The sequence below is a fragment of the Streptomyces kryoterrae genome, assembly GCF_054072135.1.
The window spans coordinates 6,379,032-6,394,616 of the sequence record NZ_CM133358.1; the positions used below are offsets into that span (position 1 = coordinate 6,379,032).

Annotated in this window: 17 protein-coding genes; 12 read left to right on the forward strand and 5 right to left on the reverse strand. The window is 70.8% G+C overall.

What is annotated here, in order from left to right:
* Positions 1-33: 33 nt before the first annotated feature.
* Positions 34-1,455, reverse strand: a complete 1,422-nt coding sequence (locus tag ACW4TU_RS28300; RefSeq protein WP_457417562.1) for a tetratricopeptide repeat protein — start codon at positions 1,453-1,455, stop codon at positions 34-36.
* Positions 1,456-1,547: 92 nt separating this feature from the next.
* On the opposite strand from ACW4TU_RS28300, the gene ACW4TU_RS28305 reads away from it, so the two are divergent.
* Positions 1,548-2,954, forward strand: a complete 1,407-nt coding sequence (locus ACW4TU_RS28305; protein WP_457417564.1) for an FAD-binding oxidoreductase — start codon at positions 1,548-1,550, stop codon at positions 2,952-2,954.
* Positions 2,955-2,989: 35 nt separating this feature from the next.
* On the opposite strand, the gene ACW4TU_RS28310 is transcribed toward ACW4TU_RS28305, so the two are convergent.
* Positions 2,990-3,472 carry an SsgA family sporulation/cell division regulator gene (locus tag ACW4TU_RS28310; RefSeq protein ID WP_457430344.1) on the reverse strand — a complete coding sequence of 161 codons (483 nt, stop codon included), beginning with the start codon at positions 3,470-3,472 and terminating at the stop codon, positions 2,990-2,992.
* A 290-nt stretch (positions 3,473-3,762) separates the two neighbouring features.
* On the opposite strand from ACW4TU_RS28310, the gene ACW4TU_RS28315 reads away from it, so the two are divergent.
* On the forward strand, positions 3,763-5,235 hold the full coding sequence (locus ACW4TU_RS28315) for an RDD family protein (RefSeq protein ID WP_457417566.1): 1,473 nt from the start codon (positions 3,763-3,765) through the stop codon (positions 5,233-5,235).
* Between the two features lie 133 nt (positions 5,236-5,368).
* Entirely contained in the window at positions 5,369-6,022 is a 654-nt protein-coding gene (locus tag ACW4TU_RS28320; protein ID WP_457417568.1) for an RDD family protein, read from the forward strand.
* Between the two features lie 88 nt (positions 6,023-6,110).
* Here ACW4TU_RS28320 and ACW4TU_RS28325 read toward each other — a convergent pair whose 3' ends face one another.
* Positions 6,111-6,392: a hypothetical protein gene (locus tag ACW4TU_RS28325; RefSeq protein WP_457417570.1), complete on the reverse strand. Its 282-nt coding sequence runs from the start codon at positions 6,390-6,392 to the stop codon at positions 6,111-6,113.
* A 436-nt stretch (positions 6,393-6,828) separates the two neighbouring features.
* Between ACW4TU_RS28325 and ACW4TU_RS28330 the strand changes: the two genes are divergently transcribed.
* The 3 genes from ACW4TU_RS28330 (at position 6,829) to ACW4TU_RS28340 (ending at position 10,255) form a co-directional block, all read left to right on the forward strand.
* Positions 6,829-9,174: an immune inhibitor A domain-containing protein gene (locus tag ACW4TU_RS28330; protein WP_457417572.1), complete on the forward strand. Its 2,346-nt coding sequence runs from the start codon at positions 6,829-6,831 to the stop codon at positions 9,172-9,174.
* Positions 9,175-9,296: 122 nt separating this feature from the next.
* Positions 9,297-9,659 carry a hypothetical protein gene (locus ACW4TU_RS28335; RefSeq protein ID WP_457417574.1) on the forward strand — a complete coding sequence of 121 codons (363 nt, stop codon included), beginning with the start codon at positions 9,297-9,299 and terminating at the stop codon, positions 9,657-9,659.
* A 113-nt stretch (positions 9,660-9,772) separates the two neighbouring features.
* Positions 9,773-10,255: a pyridoxamine 5'-phosphate oxidase family protein gene (locus ACW4TU_RS28340; protein ID WP_457417576.1), complete on the forward strand. Its 483-nt coding sequence runs from the start codon at positions 9,773-9,775 to the stop codon at positions 10,253-10,255.
* 21 nt (positions 10,256-10,276) lie between these two features.
* Here the strand turns inward: ACW4TU_RS28340 and ACW4TU_RS28345 are convergent, their stop codons facing one another.
* Together ACW4TU_RS28345 and ACW4TU_RS28350 are read right to left on the reverse strand one after the other, a co-directional pair.
* Positions 10,277-10,861 (reverse strand): nicotinamidase, encoded by a 585-nt coding sequence (locus tag ACW4TU_RS28345; protein ID WP_457417578.1) that lies wholly within the window; start codon positions 10,859-10,861, stop codon positions 10,277-10,279.
* 221 nt (positions 10,862-11,082) lie between these two features.
* Positions 11,083-12,423: a nicotinate phosphoribosyltransferase gene (locus ACW4TU_RS28350; RefSeq protein ID WP_457417580.1), complete on the reverse strand. Its 1,341-nt coding sequence runs from the start codon at positions 12,421-12,423 to the stop codon at positions 11,083-11,085.
* 87 nt (positions 12,424-12,510) lie between these two features.
* On the opposite strand from ACW4TU_RS28350, the gene clpS reads away from it, so the two are divergent.
* From clpS to ACW4TU_RS28380, 6 genes are all read left to right on the forward strand, one after another.
* Complete coding sequence (gene clpS, locus ACW4TU_RS28355) at positions 12,511-12,819, forward strand: ATP-dependent Clp protease adapter ClpS (RefSeq protein ID WP_457417582.1); 309 nt, start codon at positions 12,511-12,513, stop codon at positions 12,817-12,819.
* Between the two features lie 12 nt (positions 12,820-12,831).
* Complete coding sequence (locus tag ACW4TU_RS28360) at positions 12,832-13,437, forward strand: DUF2017 domain-containing protein (RefSeq protein WP_457417584.1); 606 nt, start codon at positions 12,832-12,834, stop codon at positions 13,435-13,437.
* A 96-nt stretch (positions 13,438-13,533) separates the two neighbouring features.
* Positions 13,534-13,956, forward strand: a complete 423-nt coding sequence (locus ACW4TU_RS28365; RefSeq protein WP_457417586.1) for a M67 family metallopeptidase — start codon at positions 13,534-13,536, stop codon at positions 13,954-13,956.
* Positions 13,957-14,035: 79 nt separating this feature from the next.
* Positions 14,036-14,134 (forward strand): putative leader peptide, encoded by a 99-nt coding sequence (locus ACW4TU_RS28370; protein WP_343242884.1) that lies wholly within the window; start codon positions 14,036-14,038, stop codon positions 14,132-14,134.
* Between the two features lie 159 nt (positions 14,135-14,293).
* Positions 14,294-14,572, forward strand: coding sequence for a MoaD/ThiS family protein (locus ACW4TU_RS28375; protein WP_457417588.1), 279 nt, complete (start codon positions 14,294-14,296; stop codon positions 14,570-14,572).
* Positions 14,573-14,588: 16 nt separating this feature from the next.
* Complete coding sequence (locus tag ACW4TU_RS28380; RefSeq protein WP_053741584.1) at positions 14,589-15,539, forward strand: PLP-dependent cysteine synthase family protein; 951 nt, start codon at positions 14,589-14,591, stop codon at positions 15,537-15,539.
* The last annotated feature ends 46 nt before the right edge of the window (positions 15,540-15,585 follow it).

The following is a 15,585-nucleotide window of genomic DNA, read 5'->3' on the forward strand; positions in this document are numbered from 1 at the left end:
GCCAATAGGCTTACGGGCAGGGGGCGTTGAGGCCTACAACGCCCCCAGTTCCCCCGGGTCCCCCAGGTTCTTCAGTGCCTCCCTCGCCGCCGGCCCGCCCACCGGCGAGAAGTACGGGTTGATCCGCAGTGCCTCCTCCAGATGCCGGCGCGCGGGACCCGTCAGCCCCAACTCCCGCTCGATCATGCCCCGGTGGTACACGTACAGGGCGCTGCGCACCTCGGCGCCGTGCTCCTTGTCGGTGGCCCGCTTCGCCCAGCCGAGTGCCTCCTCACCCCTGCCCGCCCGGTGCGACGCCCAGCCCAGCGCGTCCGCGACATCGAGCCCCGGCTGTCGTGCCCACTCCGCGCGCAGCCGCCGTACGGCCGACCCCGCGTCCCCGTGGTCCGCTTCGAACCGCCCGAGCAGCAACTCGCCGTCGACCCCGCCGGCTTGCTCCTTCGCCACCCGCGCCCGCAGCACCGCGTACTGCGCCTGCGCCTCCCCGGGCCGCCCCAGGGAGTCGTACAACTCGCCCAGCTCCAGCGCGTATTGAGGTGACGGCTGTTTCGCGAGGGCCGCCCGGTACGCGTTCAGCGCCTCTGGTGTACGGCTCAGTGCCGCCAACGCCCGCCCTTCGCCCGCCCGCGCGGACGACAGCCCGGGGTCGAGCCGCAGGGCCGCCTCGAAGTGCCGCAGCGCATCGGCCGGTTCGCCGCGTTCCCACGCCAACTCGCCCGCCCGGTACTGCCATTCGGCCTCCTCGGCCGGGGTCGCGGCCCGCGCCGCCGCGTCCGCGAGCGCCGCCTGCGCGTCCTCGCGCCAGCCCCGGTCCCGGTACACGCCCGCCGCCCTCGCCAGCACCGCCGGCACCGTCGCCCCGGAACGCAGCCCCTGCAGCCGCTCCAGCGTCCGCCGGACCGCCTTGTAGTCGCCGAGGCCCGTGTACGCGTCGAGCAGCGGCGGGTACGACGTCCAGCGCTTCGGCGCCTGACGCAGCGCCGCCTCGCCCCACTTCCGGGCGGCCGGGAAGTCACGCCGCGCGTTCGCCAGCGCGGCCATGCCCACGAGCCCCTCGGCGTTCCGGTCCCCGTTCGCCGGGCGCACCCTCAGCGACGTACGCAGCGCCCGCTCCGCCCTCGGGAAGGCAGCGGCGTCCGCCGTCCGCCGCCCGCGCTCCACATAGGCCGAGCCGAGCTGCGCCCAGGCCTGCCCGTCACGCGCATGGGTGCGTACATACGCCTCACGGTCGCCGATGAACACCGCCAGGTCGGGCAGCGCGGCGGGCACCCCGCCAATCACCGCCAGTTCCGCCCGGGCCGCCGGACCCGGCGCCGGTGCGGGCGCCGAGGCCGGGCGGTCCGGGGGCAGCAGCATCAGCGCGCCGCCGAGTACCGCACACCCCGCGAGTGCGGCGATCAACGGGCGAGGAAGGACACGTACACGACCACGGCCACGGACTCTCTCCATCTCCATGGCGCTCACTGTGCGTCAATACGACGACCGGATTCCCGTACCGAAAGCACCTCACAGACGGGGTTCACACCGATGGCCCCGGGTGCGACGCTGTGATCATGAGCCGTATCCAAGCCGCACCCGACGAAGCCCAGGGCAACCTCACGGACCGGCTGCTCGCGGAGCTGCCGGCCGAGGCCGTGCTCACCGATCCGGACGTCACCGCCGCCTACGCGAACGACATGGCGAGCTTCTGCGAGGCGGGCACCCCGGCCGTCGTGGTCCTGCCTCGCACCGTCGAACAGGTCCAGCACGTCATGCGCGTCGCCACGGAACTGCGAGTCCCGGTCGTCCCGCAGGGCGCCCGTACCGGGCTGTCGGGCGCGGCCAACGCGTCCGAGGGCTGCATCGTGCTGTCGCTGGTGAAGATGGACCGGATCCTGGAGATCAACCCGGTCGACCGCATCGCCGTCGTCGAGCCCGGCGTCATCAACGCGACGCTCTCCCGCGCGGTCAACGAACACGGGCTGTACTACCCGCCGGACCCCTCCAGCTGGGAGATGTGTACGATCGGCGGCAACATCGGCACCGCGTCGGGCGGGCTGTGCTGCGTGAAGTACGGCGTCACCGCCGAGTACGTCCTGGGCCTCGACGTGGTGCTGGCCGACGGGCGGCTCATGTCCACCGGGCGGCGGACCGCGAAGGGCGTCGCCGGATACGACCTCACCCGCCTGTTCGTGGGCTCGGAGGGCTCGCTCGGCGTCGTCGTACGGGCGGTGCTGGCGCTGAAGCCGCAGCCGCCCCGGCAGCTGGTCCTGGCCGCCGAGTTCGCCTCGGCCGCCGCCGCCTGCGACGCCGTGTGCCGGATCATGGCGGGCGGTCACGTGCCGTCCCTCCTCGAACTGATGGACCGTACGACCGTCAAGGCCGTCAACGCGCTGGCGAACATGGGCCTGCCGGAGACCACCGAGGCCCTGCTGCTCTGCGCCTTCGACACCCACGACCCCGCCGCCGACCTGGCCGCCGTCGGCGAACTCTGCGAGGCGGCCGGGGCGACGCAGGTGGTCCCCGCCGACGACGCAGCCGAGTCCGAACTCCTCCTCCAGGCAAGGCGGTTGTGCCTGGTCGCGCTCGAAGCGGTCAAGGGCACGACGATGATCGACGACGTGTGCGTACCCCGGTCGCGGCTCGCCGAGCTGCTGGAAGGGGTCGAGCGCATCGCCGAGAAGTACCGGCTGACCATCGGGGTCTGCGCCCACGCGGGCGACGGCAACACCCACCCCACGGTCTGCTTCGACGCCCAGGACGCCGACGAGTCCCGGCGGGCCCGCGAGTCCTTCGACGAGATCATGGCCCTCGGCCTGGAACTCGACGGCACGATCACCGGGGAGCACGGCGTCGGCATCCTCAAGAAGGAGTGGCTGGCGCGTGAGCTGGGCCCGGTGGGCGTGGAGATGCAGCGGGCGGTCAAGGCGGCCTTCGACCCGCTGGGCCTCCTGAACCCGGGAAAACTGTTCTGAACGACCGGCGGTACGTGTCACACGTGCGGTGCGTGTCATACGTATCCCTCCCCGTCCTGGGACTCGTCCGACGGCCACGGGTCGCGCAGCCACAGATCATCGGCCGGAGTCGGTGCGAGCAGCTCGGCGAGGCCGTCGTCGATGCCGAGCTGCTCGGCCTCAGAGCCCGGGGGGACCACCCGCAGGGTGCGCTCCAGCCACGCCGACACCTGAGCGGTGGGCGCCTCCAGCAGGGCGTCCCCGTCGGGTGAGCTCAGCGCCATCAGGATGACGCTGCGCCCGTCGACCTTCGTCGGCCACACCCGGACGTCACCGTGCCCGCACGGCCGGAACACCCCCTCGACGAGGAGTTCGCGGGCGAACGTCCAGTTCACCGGGTTCTCGGAGCCGATGTGGAAGGCGATGTGGACGGCGAACGGATCGTTGGTGCGGTAGGTGAGGCGTGCGGGGACCGGAATGCTCCGCTCCGGCGACAGGATGAGTTGCAGCTCCAGTTCCCGTTCCACCACGGTGTTCATGGCGTGACTCATGGCGGGCACTTCCCCTCTCTCGACGAGCGCGACGGGCGTCTCGTACGGGGCCTGCGGTGGGCCCGTACGAGGAGAGAGCGCGGGAAGGCGTCAGCATTACGCGGGTTCCGAGAGGTTTTTCGGAGAAGTTTTTTGCGAACGGTGTCGGAGCCGTCGCGACAGATGGCAGAAGCTGTCACGAAGGGATTAGGTAGCGCGGGAGGGGCATCGGCGCGTGCGCCGGTCTGATAGATGTGGGGCACCCCAAATGACCCCCGAGCAGATACGGGACGACGGACATGAGCGCCCCAACCCCGGCACCCGGTGACGACAGGCCCCGCGAAGGGTTTTACCCGGACCCGTCCATTCCTGGATATGTCCGGTTCTGGAACGGCACCGCCTGGGTGCCGGGCACCAGCCGCCCGGCGCAGTCCGACGGCGCGCCCGCCGCGGCGCGGGTCGAGGAGACCGGGCCGCACTTCTTCGACGAGGACCCGCACTCGCCGGGCGCCGAGCCGCGTCGGGCGACCCCGGCCGAGGCCCAGCACGGCAGCCGGCCGGAACCGGCGTCCGCCTGGGGCGCCGACCGCTCCCGTCAGTCCGGGTTCGGCGGCGACCGGGACCGCCAGGTCTCCTGGGGCTTCCCGGCACCGGCGGCCGACCCGAGGACCGCCGACTCCAGGGCTGCGCACGAGCCCCCGTTCCAGCCGGACGGGCGGTCGTCCCGTACGGACGGTTCGGCGACGATCCCGCCGATGGAGCCGGACGCCGGTGACGTGCCCGAGTCGGGCACGTTCGTGTTCCGCCGGCCCACCCCGGGACCGGCCGCCACCGGCGCCGAGGGAGGCGTCCCCGGCACCCGTGGCCCCGTGCCCTCCGAGGGCACCATGACCTTCCGTGCGCTCTCCCCGCGCACGGGGCGCGAAGACGGGGCGGGCGGCGCGCAGCCGGGGAGCACGGGCTCGCCGGAGGGCGCGCAGGGCCCTGTCACGGCACCCGCACCCTCGCCCGGAAACGGACGCGGCTTCGGCGCCGGAAAGGCCGCGGCGGCCCGCGCGGCGTCGGCCCAGGGCGCGAACCCCGCCCTGCTGCCCCCGCCGCCGGCCGTCCCCCAGCAGAACAGTCCCGGCGCCGGCGCGGCCATGGCCCCCGGCGTCGGCGGTGGCCAGCCCTCCTGGGCCCAGCAGGTGCACCGCCTGGGCGGGCCCGAGGAGGGCGGGGAGCAGCGCCTCGCGCCCTGGAAGCCGCCCGTCGAGGACGTGTTCCAGGCCGCCGCCCGCAGACAGGCGTCGGCCCGTCCGGCGGGCCTCGGCAAGCGGCTGTTCGCGCGGCTCGTGGACACCCTGGTCGTCGGCGCCCTCACCGCCGCCGCAGCCGTGCCGCTGGGCACCATGGCCGTCGACCACATCACGGAGAAGATCGACGAGGCCAAGCTCTCCGGCGAGACCGTGACCGTATGGCTGCTGGACGGCACGACCGGGCTGTACCTGGGCATCGTGCTGGCCGTGCTGCTGCTGGCCGGGATCCTGTCCGAGGCGTGGCCCACGGCCAAGTGGGGCCGCACCCTCGGCAAGAAGCTGGTCGGTCTGGAGGTCCGGGACATCGAGGGCCACGAGCCGCCGTCGTTCGGCGGGGCCCTGCGCCGCTGGCTCGTCTACATCGTCCCCGGACTGCTCGGCATCGGCGTCGTGGGTGTCCTGTGGTGCCTGTTCGACCGCCCGTGGCGCCAGTGCTGGCACGACAAGGCCGCGCACACCTTCGTGGCGGGTTGAGCGCGCACCGATATACGGCGGCCGTACGTTCGACGGTGGGTGGGACGGGTACGGCGTACGGATCACCTGATCCGGTACCCCGGACGGCCCCTCGCCGGATGCGGAGCCGGGGGGTTCGCGGTCCACTCGGGCCATGAGCAGCGAACCGCCCCCCGGCTCCGGTCAGCAGCCACCGGACGACGACCCGTTCAGGAAGCAGCCGCCGCCTCCGTCGTACGGCGCAGGCGATCCCTACGGCAGCTCAGGCCCCGCCGGCGGCGGCTCGCCTTATGGAGGTGGCGGCCCGCCCTACGCGGGCGGCGGTGATCCGTACGGCGGTGCCGGCGACCCCCTCGCGGGCATGCCCCCGCTCGCCGACGGCGGCCGGCGTGTGCTCGCGCGGCTCGTCGACATGATCCTCGTCGGTGTCGTCGTCGGGCTGCTCACCTGGGGTTTCAACGTCAACGAGTACGACGTCGACGGCGACGACATCAACTACGGCCGCTCGGTCGGCCAGTCGCTCGTCGCCGCCGTGCTCTACATCGCGTACGACACGATTCTGATCTCCCGCACCGGGCAGACGCTCGGCAAGAAGTGGCTCCGGCTCCGGGTGGCCAACCTCGACAACGGCGCCACGCCCTCCGTGCAGAGCGCGCTCGTCCGGGCGCTCGTGCTGTGGATCCCGTTCGCGTTCTGCTGCGCCTGCGTCTGGACGGCGATCTCGGGCGGCTGGAGCTTCTTCGACAAGCCGTACCGGCAGGGCCTGCACGACAAGGCGGCCAAGACGGTGGTGGTCAGCACCAGTTGATCAACTCCGGGAACGGCAACGGCGGTTGGGCGGGGCCCGCATCATGCGGGCCCCGCCCAACCGCCGTTGGCGGAGCGGAAGGGGTGGTTCAGTCCTGCTGTCCTGAGGAGGCCTGTACGGGGACGCGTTCGCGCGGCGCCTGGGCGGCCGACGAGGCGACGATCTGTGAGGTCGCCCGAGCCGGCCTGGACCGGGGCACGGTCATGGCGACGAGCAGTCCCAGCACGAGTCCCACGAGGGCGATCAACGCGACCCCCGGACCCGAATCCGTCTGAGACAGCAGCAGCATGGCGAGCGTCGAGAGAATCACGGTGCACGAACCGTAGGTGAGCTGTGCGACGGTCGGACGAGGCGCGGTCTGACGAGGCATGGCAATCGAGTCCTCGTGGGAATCGGGAGTGAGGGGAGCGGGTCGACCTGGCTTTCCACCGGGCATCCGGCGTTCCGCCAACCGACTCTAATCGCGTCCATGCCCGACTGGAACGCGCGGTAAGCGTGACCTAACCCACGGCTCCGGAGCACAGGGGGCGCACGGAGTCACGGCGTCCAGCAACTGGACGCGCCCGCGCGCCGGTTGGGCGACACGTCGGACGTGCTCCCGATGTCCGTAAAGCGAGCCTATGGCGGAGTTATAGCGATCATCAACTCCGCATAATGCATTTGACCTGTTCAAGTCAAGGTCTGTCTTTTCTTCTAAACCTCTAGTCAAATTACGTCACTTGACTACACGCGTATACCGCCCGCGGAGAGCTTCCGAACCAGGAACCCCCCATCCGCGCGGACGGACGCGGGGGAGGGACCCTCAAGTGACCAGCAGACCCTGGACGTTCAGAACGGCGGCCGTCGGTGTGGCACTCGCCACAGCCGCCGCCACCTTCTCCACCTACGCCATCGCCGAGGCCGATTCGAGCGCTTCGGCCGCGCCGGCCGCGAACCGGCACGACCCGGCGGGGCAGCAGCAAGCGGACCACGACCTCGACGGCCCGCTGACCAAGACGCAGGAGGCCCAGCGCGAGGAAGCACTCAACCAGGTCATCTCCGGCGAGGCCACGGCCAAGAACCGCAACGGTTCGCAGGTCGTGCAGCTGAAGAGCGGCAAGGGCAAGGGCAAGTACGTCGAACTGGGCCGGGAGAAGACCGACAAGATCTTCACGATCCTGGTCGAGTTCGGCGACCAGATCGACAGCCGCTACGGCGGCACGGTCGGCCCGCTCCACAACGAGATAGCCCAGCCGGACCGCACCCAGGACAACAGCACGGCCTGGCAGGCGGACTACAACACCGACCACTTCCAGAAGCTCTACTTCGGCACCGGCAAGAACGTCGAGTCGATGAAGAAGTACTACGAGAAGCAGTCCTCGGGCCGCTACTCGGTCGAGGGCACCGTCTCGGACTGGGTCAAGGTCCCCTACAACGAGGCCCGTTACGGCTCCAACCTGGCCAACGACGGCGCCTGGTACGCGGTCCAGGACGGTGTCACCGCATGGGTCGCGGCGCAGGAGGCAGCCGGCGCGACCGACGCGGAGATCAAGGCGCAACTGGCCGCGTACGACCAGTGGGACCGCTACGACTTCGACGCCGACGGCAACTTCAACGAGCCCGACGGCTACATCGACCACTTCCAGATCGTGCACGCCGGTGAGGACGAGTCCGCGGGCGGCGGCGCCCAGGGCGAGGACGCCATCTGGGCCCACCGCTGGTACGCGTTCGGCACCGACGCCGGCTCGACCGGCCCGGCGGGCAACCAGCTCGGCGGCGCGCAGATCGGCGACACCGGCATCTGGGTCGGCGACTACACCATCCAGCCGGAGAACGGCGGACTCGGCGTCTTCGCCCACGAGTACGGCCACGACCTCGGTCTGCCGGACCACTACGACACCACCAACACCGGTGAGAACTCCACCGGGTTCTGGACGCTGATGTCGTCCGGTTCCTGGCTCGGCACCGGCGGCGACAACATCGGCAACCTGCCCGGCGACATGAACGCCTGGGACAAGCTCCAGCTGGGCTGGCTCGACTACGACACGGCGAAGGCCGGGAAGAAGTCGAACCACAAGCTGGGCGTCGCCGAGTACAACACCAAGAACGCGCAGGCGCTCGTCGTCGAACTGCCCGAGAAGACGGTCACCACCCCGGTCGTCACCCCGGCGCAGGGCGCGACCCAGTGGTGGAGCGGCAGCGACAACAACCTCTCCAACACGCTGACCCGTTCGGTCGACCTCACCGGCAAGTCCTCGGCCACCCTGACCCTGGACGGCTGGTACGACATCGAGGCCGACTACGATTACCTCTACACCGAGGTCTCCACCAACGGCGGCGCCACCTACACGCCCCTCGACGGCACGGTCGACGGCGCTGCCATCCCGCGCGACGGCAGCGGCAACCCGGCGCTCACCGGCACGGTGGACGCGTACAAGAAGCTGTCGTACTCCCTGAACGCCTACGCGGGCAAGAAGTTCGACCTCCGCTTCCGCTACACGTCCGACGGCGGCGTCTCCCTGAAGGGCTTCGCGGCCGACGAGATCACCGTCACCGCCGACGGCGCCACGGTCTTCGCCGACAACGCGGAGAGCGCGGACGCGGCGTGGACGACGAAGGGCTTCTCGCGCATCGGCGCGGCCATCACGGACGACTACCCGCAGTACTACATCGCCGAGAACCGCCAGTACGTGTCGTACGACAAGACCCTCAAGGTCGGCCCGTACAACTTCGGCTTCTCGACGACCCGTCCGTCCTGGGTCGAGCACTTCCCGTACCAGAACGGTCTGTTGATCTGGAAGTGGGACACCTCCCAGAGGGACAACAACGTCACCGCGCACCCGGGTGCCGGTCTGGTCCTTCCGGTGGACGCGCACCCGACCGCGCTGAAGTGGGCGGACGGCACGCTGATGCGCAGCCGTATCCAGTCCTACGACTCCCCGTTCAGCCTGTACCGCACGGACGCCCTCCGGCTCCACAAGGCGGACGTGCTCACGAAGGTCGCCTCCCAGAAGGGCGTGCCGGTCTTCAACGACCACACCTCCACGTACTACGACGCGGCGACCCCGCTCGCGGGCGTGAAGATCACTGACACCAACACCAAGATCAAGATCGTCAAGGAGGCCAAGGACGGCTCCACGATCTCGCTCCAGGTGGGCCCTGCGGTGAAGTAGTCCACATAATCGCAGGTCAGAGCATGATCGGCCGTGACCCCCTGGCGGGTCGCGGCCGATCGTGTTTAGGTGCCTCCTGTGCCTTTCTTATTGACACCGAGTCCCACGGGGGGTGTGACCGCATGGCCGCAGGAGGTTTCTGCACGTTGCCCAGTGGCAGCGTGGTGGTGGCGTTGAACCTGCCCAGCCCCACCGCCCCGGCCCCCGTCCGCACGGGCGCCGGCCTGGACGACGTACGCGTCCTGGTACTGGCCCGGAACCGGGCCAGGGCACTGACCCGCCTGCGCAACCTCGGCCTGCGAGCGGTCTACCTCCGGGGCAACGCGGCCCCGCCCACCCCCGACGAGATCACGGCCGTCCTCCACCACCCCGACGGCCTGATATGGCGCACGGCCCCGGACAACAGCGTCCCGTCCATACCGGAGCGCACGGAGCTGTGGCACCCGATCGGGTCCCTGCTGCGGAGGCCGCCGGCACGGGTGTGACGGGCGGGGACGTCCCGGCTGGTTCAGGCCGGTTCAGACCGGTCCGGTCCTCCGCCCCGCGACCCGGACCGCCGCCGGATGTGCAGGGCCGACGCGCGCCGTAACCTCGTCGAATGACGGCAGCCGAAGTTCACCCCGACGGACCCCGCGGCATCGAGCAGCGCAGGCGCGAGGCGCTGGAACGGCTCGCGCGGGACATCGACGTATGGGTCGCCACGGCAGACGCCGACGGCGAGCCGACCCTCGTTCCGCTGACCTTCTGGTGGGACGGCGGGACGGTGTGGCTGGCCACCCGCGACACCAACCCGACCGGCCGCAACCTGCGCGCCTCGGGCCGGGTACGACTCTGCTTCGGCCACACCCGGGACGTGGTCCTGATCCACGGCACGGCCCGCACGCTGACCCGCGACGAACTGCCGGCCGGCGTGGGCGACGCCTTCACCGCGAAGGACGGCTGGGACCCGCGGGAGAGCGGCCCCGCGTACGTCTGGTTCCAGGTCGTCCCGGAAGTCATCCAAGCGTGGGGAACCGTGCCCGAGATGGCCGACCGGGACCTGATGCGCGACGGCACATGGCTGAACCAGGCGGCCGACTGACCAGGGCGTACGGCCTACGGGTCACACCACCGGCTTGCCGGACAGCTCCACGCCCGCCGCCCGCAGCTCCTCCAGGGCCCGGTCCGTGGACTCCTCGGCGACTCCGGCGGTGAGGTCCAGCAGGACCTGGGTGCGGAAGCCCTCGCGGGCCGCGTCCAGGGCGGTGGCCCTGACGCAGTGGTCGGTCGCGATGCCGACCACGTCCACCTCGTCGATCTCGCGGGCCCGCAGCCACTCGGCCAGCGTGACGCCGTTCTCGTCGGCGCCCTCGAAACCGCTGTAGGCCGCCGCGTACGCGCCCTTGTCGAACACGGCGTCGATCGCGCCGGAGGCGACCGCCGGGGCGAAGTTCGGGTGGAAGCCGACGCCCTCCGTGCCGGCCACGCAGTGCGCGGGCCAGGAGCGCTGGAAGTCGGGGTTGTCGGCGAAGTGGCCGCCGGGGGCGATGTGGTGGTCACGGGTCGCCACGACGTGGCGGTATCCGGCGGGGGCCTGCCCGATCAGTTCGGTGATCGCGGCGGCCACGTCGGCACCTCCGGCCACCGCGAGACTGCCTCCCTCGCAGAAGTCGTTCTGCACGTCTACGACGATCAAGGCGCGGCGCATGGGCGGTCTTCCTTCGACGGTTTCGGCCGTACGGCCGTTTCGGCGGCGACGGCGGGTCGGTCGTACGGGAGGGGTGCGGGCCCGGCCGGTGTGACTGCGCGAACTACTGAACTACTGAACTACTGAACCACCGAGCCTAGAGACTTCCGCACCACTTCGGGAGGGGGCATTCGGGGCAATCGGCGCGCGCGGACGCCCGTAGCCCCTGCGCACCGGGGCTGTCAGACGCGCACGGGCAGATACTCCGTCGGAATGACGGCCTCCCCGCGCGACAGCTGGGTCGCCGACAGCGGCAGGTTGGCGCGCGCGGCGGCATGCCGGTCCCGTACGACGTCCAGCGGCTCGCGGGCGATCACCCGGCCGCCCTTGACCAGCTCGACCAGCAGCTGCCGGTCGGCCAGCTCGACGGGCACCGGTCCCGTACCGATCACCTCGGCCTCCGCGATCCCGTCCCGGTCGAGCCGCCGGGCCGCCCACTTCCGGCCGCCGACGGACGTCTTGCCCCCGCTCGACCTCTTCGCCACCGGGACGAGCGGAGCCTTCGGGTCCGCCGACTCGGCGCGGGCGACCAGTTTGTAGACCATGGAACAGGTGGGGTGGCCGGAACCCGTCACCAGCTGGGTGCCGACCCCGTACGCGTCCACGGGCGCCGCCGCCAGCGAGGCGATCGCGTACTCGTCGAGGTCCGAGGTCACGATGATCCGCGTCCGCGTGGCCCCCAGCTCGTCCAGCTGCTGCCGCACCCGGTGCGCGACCAGGAGCAGATCCCCGGAGTCGATGCGCACCGCGCCGAGTTCCGGCCCGGCGACCTCCACGGCCACCCGTACCGCCTCGGTGACGTCGTACGTGTCCACCAGCAGCGTCGTGTTCCGGCCCAGCGCGTCCACCTGGGCCTGGAAGGCGTCCCGCTCGCTGTCGTGGAGCAGGGTGAACGCGTGGGCGCTCGTCCCGACGGTCGGGATGTCGTAGCGGAAACCGGCTGCCAGGTCGGACGTGGTCGCGAAGCCGCCGATGTACGCGGCGCGGGAGGCGGCCACCGCGGCCAGCTCGTGGGTGCGCCGGGCGCCCATCTCGATCAGCGGGCGCTCCCCGGCGGCCGAGGCCATCCGGGACGCCGCCGCCGCGATCGCCGAGTCGTGGTTGAGGATGGAGAGGATCACCGTCTCCAGCAGCACGCACTCCGCGAAGGACCCCTCGACCCGGAGAACCGGCGAGCCCGGGAAGTAGACCTCGCCCTCGGGATAGCCCCAGATGTCCCCGCGGAAGCGGTAGGAGGCCAGCCACTCCAGGGTCTCCTCGTTGACGATCCGGCGCTCGCGCAGGAAGTCGAGGACGGCAGCGTCGAACCGGAAGTTCTCCACCGCGTCGAGCACCCGCCCGGTGCCCGCGACGACGCCGTAGCGCCGGCCCTCCGGCAGCCGCCGGGTGAAGGCCTCGAAGACCGACCGCCGGTCGGCGGTGCCCGCCTTCAGGGCTGCCTGGAGCATCGTCAGCTCGTAGTGATCCGTGAAGAGTGCCGTCGAGGGAACGTCCACCGGCAGCCCAAGGTCCGCTGTGTTCATAAGGACGGATGCTACCCCCATCTCGTCACTTTGACGATTTCCCGGGTGATTTGGCCCGCGACCCCCTTGTGGTGGCAGCATGGGCCTGTGACGTCACCCGCTCCCGTAGAGATCGAACGCACCGAGTCGGCGGAGGAGACCTTCGCCGTACCCGAGCCCGACGTCCCGTGGGTCACCATCGTCCACAACGACCCGGTCAACCTCATGAGCTATGTGACCTACGTCTTCCAGACGTACTTCGGCTACCCGAAGGACAAGGCCACCAAGCTCATGATGGACGTCCACCACAAAGGCCGGGCGGTCGTCTCCAGCGGCAGTCGCGAGGAGATGGAACGCGACGTGCAGGCGATGCACGGCTACGGTCTGTGGGCCACCCTCCAGCAGGACCGGAAGTAGCGAACTCACTCCATGCCAGGACACTTCGAACCGCTCCCCGGCGGCGGCGCGGCCGTCGCGCTCGACGACGTCGAGATCTCCATCATCCGGTCGCTGGCCGTCCAGCTCCTGGAGCTGATCGGCCCCGGCCCCGCCGAGGACGCCTCCGACGACCCGCTCGCCGAACTGTTCGCCGAGGGCCCGAGCGAACCCCCCTCCGACCCGGTGCTCAAGCGCCTGTTCCCGGACGCCTACGGCGACCCCGTCGACGTACCCGCGTCCCCCGGGCAGGCCGAGGAACAGCGGGAGTACTCCGCCGAGTTCCGCCGGTTCACCGAGAACGACCTGCGGACCGGCAAGCGGGAGAACGCCCTCACGGTGATCCGCTCACTGGACGCCCTGACGCCGGCCGGCGACGGGGGCGCGGTGCTCAAACTGGCCCACGAGGAGTCCCAGCAGTGGCTGGGCACGCTCAACGACCTGCGCCTGGCGATCGGATCCCGGCTGGACGTCGTCGACGAGGAGGACACCGACCTCCTCTACCGGCTGCCGGACGAGGACCCGCGCAAGCCGATGGTGATGGCGTATCTGTGGCTGGGCGGGCTGCAGGAGACGCTCGTCACCACGCTGATGCCCTGACGCCCTGATGCTCTGAGCAGTTGTGGGATTCCGGCATGTGGGCCGTCCCGTACCAGCCCTCGGTACGGGACGGCCCCTCTGCTTATCCTGGCCGGCATGCTGACCATCACCCAGGCCCTCGTCGACCAGATCGTCGCCCACGCGCGCAAGGACCACCCCGACGAGGCGTGCGGCGTCGTCGCCGGCCCGGCGGGCACCGACCGCCCCGAGCGCTTCATCCCGATGCTGAACGCGGCCATGTCGCCCACGTTCTACGAGTTCGACTCCGGGGACCTGCTGAAGCTGTACCGCGAGATGGACGACCGCGACGAGGAGCCGGTGGTCATCTACCACTCCCACACGGCGACCGAGGCCCACCCCTCCCGCACCGACATCTCCTACGCCAACGAACCCGGCGCCCACTACGTCCTCGTGTCCACAGCGGACACGGACGGCCTCGGCGAGTTCCAGTTCCGCTCGTTCCGGATCGTCGAGGGCGAGGTCACGGAGGAAGAGGTCACGGTCGTGGAAACCTACTGATCTCAGCTGGCGGTCCGAAAATGTCCAGAGTGCGGGACAGGTCTCCAGGATCCGGACCGGGAATCGATACGATGAGCCCATGGTTCCCTACGACGTGAGTGAGAAGACGCCGGGCGCCCCGCTGCTCGTGGCGCGGCTGCACGTCGACCTGTGCAGGCTGGCCAGCGCCATCTGTTGACCCTGCCTCCTGCCGCCGTACGGCCGTGAGCCGGTGGGGGTACCTCCCGCGCGAGCGCAGCCGAGCGTGGGGGAGCCTCACACGCATGACCAGCAACAACCTGCTTTTCGCGCCGTCGCGCGCCCATCGACCCACCACTCCCGACAGGAGCCCCGAGCCATGGCCATCGAGGTCCGCATCCCGACCATCCTCCGCACCTACACCGGCGGTGAGAAGGCCGTCCCCGGTGCCGGGGAGACCCTCGCCGAGCTCCTCGCCGACCTCGAGACCCGGCACACGGGCGTCCAGGCCCGCATCGTGGACGACGGCAAGCTGCGCCGCTTCGTGAACGTCTACCTCAACGACGAGGACGTCCGCTTCCTCGACGGCATCAACACCAAGCTCGCCGACGGCGACACCGTGACCATCCTGCCGGCCGTGGCCGGCGGCATGGCCTGATCGGCCCCTGGCACCCATGCGCTACGACTCGCCGCTGGCCGCGGTAGGCAACACCCCCCTGGTGCGCCTGCCGCGGCTGTCGCCGTCCGCCGACGTACGGATCTGGGCGAAGCTGGAGGACCGCAACCCCACCGGCTCGGTCAAGGACCGCCCCGCCCTGCACATGGTCGAGCAGGCCGAGAAGGACGGCCGGCTCACCCCCGGCTGCACGATCCTCGAACCCACCTCCGGCAACACCGGCATCTCGCTCGCCATGGCCGCCAAACTCAAGGGCTACCGCATGGTCTGCGTGATGCCCGAGAACACCTCGCAGGAACGCCGCGAGCTGCTCGCCATGTGGGGCGCCGAGATCATCCCCAGCCCCGCCGCCGGCGGCTCCAACACGGCGGTACGCGTCGCCAAGGAGCTCGCCGCCGAGCACCCGGACTGGGTGATGCTCTACCAGTACGGCAACCCCGACAACGCGGGCGCCCACTACGCCGGCACCGGCCCGGAGATCCTCACCGACCTCCCCTCCATCACCCACTTCGTGGCCGGCCTCGGCACCACGGGAACCCTGATGGGCGTCGGCCGCTACCTCCGCGAACACAAGCCCGACGTGAAGATCGTCGCCGCCGAGCCGCGCTACGACGACCTGGTGTACGGCCTGCGCAACCTCGACGAGGGCTTCGTACCCGAGCTGTACGACGCCTCCGTCCTCACCACCCGCTTCTCCGTCGGCTCGGCGGACGCGGTCACCCGCACCCGGGAACTCCTCCAGCAGGAGGGCATCTTCGCGGGCGTCTCCACCGGCGCCGCGCTGCACGCCGCGATCGGCGTCGGCAACAAGGCCGTCAAGGCCGGCGAGAGCGCGGACATCGTCTTCGTCGTCGCCGACGGTGGCTGGAAATACCTCTCGACAGGCGTCTACACGGCGGCCACGACGGAGGAAGCCATCGAGACGTTGCAGGGCCAGCTCTGGGCGTAAGGGCGGCAAGGGCCGCAAGAGCCGTAAGGCTCCAACCTGGCCGATC